Origin of the sequence: Mesorhizobium sp. M4A.F.Ca.ET.022.05.2.1 (assembly GCF_003998845.1) — a bacterium.
Lineage (GTDB): Bacteria > Pseudomonadota > Alphaproteobacteria > Rhizobiales > Rhizobiaceae > Mesorhizobium.
In genome coordinates this window covers 1-3,027 of sequence record NZ_RZOJ01000566.1, presented here as the reverse complement: position 1 = coordinate 3,027, position 3,027 = coordinate 1, and the positions used below count along the sequence as shown (strand labels likewise).

2 protein-coding genes and 1 pseudogene are annotated in these 3,027 nt (G+C 63.7%); 1 reads left to right on the top strand and 2 read right to left on the bottom strand.

Annotated features, from left to right (window positions below; all coding sequences use genetic code 11):
* Together EN745_RS32770 and EN745_RS32765 are read right to left on the bottom strand one after the other, a co-directional pair.
* The coding region (locus EN745_RS32770) for a phosphatase PAP2 family protein (protein WP_127423164.1) at nt 1-647 on the bottom strand (647 nt) is incomplete at its 3' end.
* A 43-nt stretch (nt 648-690) separates the two neighbouring features.
* On the bottom strand, nt 691-2,334 hold the full coding sequence (locus tag EN745_RS32765) for a glycosyltransferase family 39 protein (protein ID WP_127423163.1): 1,644 nt from the start codon (nt 2,332-2,334) through the stop codon (nt 691-693).
* Nucleotides 2,335-2,681: 347 nt separating this feature from the next.
* On the opposite strand from EN745_RS32765, the pseudogene EN745_RS32760 reads away from it, so the two are divergent.
* Nucleotides 2,682-3,027, top strand: a pseudogene (locus tag EN745_RS32760) (tyrosine--tRNA ligase); the annotation flags it as partial.

Genomic DNA, 3,027 nt, shown 5'->3' with positions numbered 1-3,027 from the left:
GGGTAATGGGCGCCGACGAAGACGCGCGTCGAGGCAATGCACGCCGTGAGCGCCAGGGCGATGTACCAGCGCCTCGGGAACAGCAGCAGCGCGACGCCGAACACCGCGCCCATCGTGGTGGCATGGCCGGAAGGAAAGCCGGCAAAGCGCGCATCCATGGCCAAGGGGTGCAGCGACAAAACCCCGAAATCGTTGAAATAGAGCGGCCGCGCCCGGCCGATGCCGTATTTCAAGAGATTGACCGCCAGGCCGGACAAGCCGACAGCGCAAAGCACCAGGAAGGCGAAGCAGGTCCAGTTGTAGACGAAAAGCCGTGCTCGCCTGGACAGGCTTCGCCAGTCCGTCAGATTGGCGGCGACGAGGCAAAGCGCTGCCGGAATGAGGTACCAGCCGCCCAGGCCCAAATCAGTGAAGGAGTCGGTGAACTGGACGAAGCCGGGCGTCCACACCCCGCGCATTCTGCCGGCGGCGCCGTCGAGGCTGAGGAAGACTGCCGTCGCGAGCAACAGCCAGGCAAACACCCAGACCAGCCAAGGGATCTCGGGGTAACGCGCCGCCCGTACGGCAAAGCGCCTCCTCACGATGCGGATCGTGTCGAGGAAGTTGCCGAGCGAGCGGCGATAGAGGGTGGATGCGATGACGAGCATGATTGGGCGCGAGCTTATAAGGGCAATCGAGGCCCGATGCTATTCACTCTGCCACCCGATAAAGCCCGAGCGCCAGTTTGTCTCCTGACGAATAGTTGAGCCCGTCGATCTCGGTCAGGCGCTTTGCCGACTTGCCCTGCCCCGAAAGCAGTTCGTTGAGCTTCTGCTCGTCCTTGACCGATGCCAGTCCCAGCGCGCAAGCCGGATCGGCCAGCAGGTGCTTTGCGACACCGTCGACATCGGTGAGCACGGTGCTGGTTCCGACAAGGAAGACGAGGCTCGGCTCATGGTACGGGGCGGAGGCGAGCACTGTGGTGTCGCATGGTCGGTTGGCGTCGACCGCGACCTTGATCGCCGGGGTCAGCCAGATCGGCTTCAGCGACGGCGCGATGGTACCGAACAGCAGGGAAAAGGTGATGCCGGCGCAAATGGCAATCGCACCGACGCGTCCGAGCGGCACCTGCAATTGGCGCGGGAAGGCCATGTAGCCGGCGGCGAGCGCAGCAAGCGCGGCGGGAATGCTCCACCACGAAAATGCCTTGGCGAGATAGATCGGCGCGGCAATGCAGACCACCGCCAGGCCGATGGAAACGACGACAAGGCCGAAGGCGGTCGCCCACCACAGCCAGGTCTGCCAACGTTTGAGCGGTGCGTTGGCCTCCTCGGGCTTCAACGTCAGCAACCAGCCGATCAGCAGCGCCATCCCCGGATAGGCCGGCATGACATAGTGCGGCAGCTTGGTCGGGATCGCCTCGAACACCAGCCAGAACGGGATATACCAGGCGAGGCAGAAGCGCAGGCGCGGATCATCCCAAAAGCGGTTGATGGCCTGCAGCCCGGCGCCGACAGCGATCAGGCCGAACGGCCACATGAACAGTGAATAGGTCAGCATGTAGAAGCCGGGCGGCAGGCCATGCGATTCCTCGCCCTGCGCCACCTTGGTCAGCATGTCCTTGCCGACCGCCTCCTGGAAAAAAGCGCCGCCGCTCTTCCAGCTGATGAGAAATATCCAGGGCAGCACGATGAACAGCACGATGGCGACGCCGCGCACCAGCTTCAGCTTGAGGAGCCAGCGCCAGTCGCGATCGAAGGCAACCAGCGCCGCCGCCGTCAGCAGCGACAAGAGCGGCGCCACCGGTCCCTTGATGAGGATGCCAAGTCCTTGCGCGATCCAGAAGATCCAGGGCAGATGGCCAGCGACCGGCTCGTTGCGGCGCGCGGCGAGATAGGCCTGCGCCAGCGCGCCCTGGGCCGTCACGCAGCAGGCCAGAAGCATGGCGTCGGTCTTGGCGTCGCGGCCCTCGAAGGCGGTGGCAAAGATCGCCGCCATCATCAGACCGGCGGCGAGGCCGGCATTGGCGCCGAAGAGCCTCGTGCCGGTCCAGCCGATGCCGACGACGGCGAGCGCGATGCCCAGCATGGAGACCAGGCGATAGACCCAGATCGGCGCGGCGGCGCCCTCGCCGCTCAGCGCCACCGCCGCCGATTGCAGCCAGTAGATGCCGATCGGCTTCTTGTAGCGCGTGACATCCTGCAGGCGGATATCGACATAGTCGCCGGTCTCGACCATCTGCTTGGTCGCCTGGACGAAGCGGGACTCGTCACGGTCGATCGGAGGAAGGCTGGCGAGACCGCCGAAGGTCATCAGCAGGCTGAACAGAAAGAGGATGACGTAGTTCCTGTTCATCGCGGGAGCTTCCGGATCTCGATTTGCGGGATGGTGCCCCGTCGCGGCGCCTGGGCACTGCCCTTTGCGCGGCGCCTCATTACGCCAGCCGCAACCACGAGGCAAGGATACGCAATGTCATCCGCGCGGGACGCAAAACCGGAAACCACTTTTGCTGATCGCGGGTCATTGCTTAGTGGGCGATCGGACGCAAAACCGGATTCCACTTTTGCTGATCGCCGGTCTTTGCTTAGTGGGCGATTGGACGCAAAACCGGATTCCACTTTTGCTGATCGCCCACTGGTGCTAAACGCCCGCCTTCATGTCATGCTTGGCCCGGCGGTCGGGCGATCTTCGGGAAAGAAAAAATGTCCGCCTACAAATCCGATTTCCTGCGCGTCATGAGCGAGCGCGGCTTCATCCACCAGATCTCGGACGAAACCGGCCTCGACCAGCTTTTCGCCAAGGAAATCGTCACCGCCTATATCGGCTTCGATGCGACGGCGAAGAGCCTGCATGCGGGATCACTGATCCAAATCATGATGCTGCATTGGCTGCAGCGGACCGGCCACCGGCCGATCGCGCTGATGGGCGGCGGCACCTCGATGATCGGCGATCCCTCGTTCAAGGACGAGGCGCGCAAGCTTTTGACGCCGCAGGACATCGAGGACAATCTGGCTGGCATTCGCCGCAACTTCGCGCCCTACCTCAAAT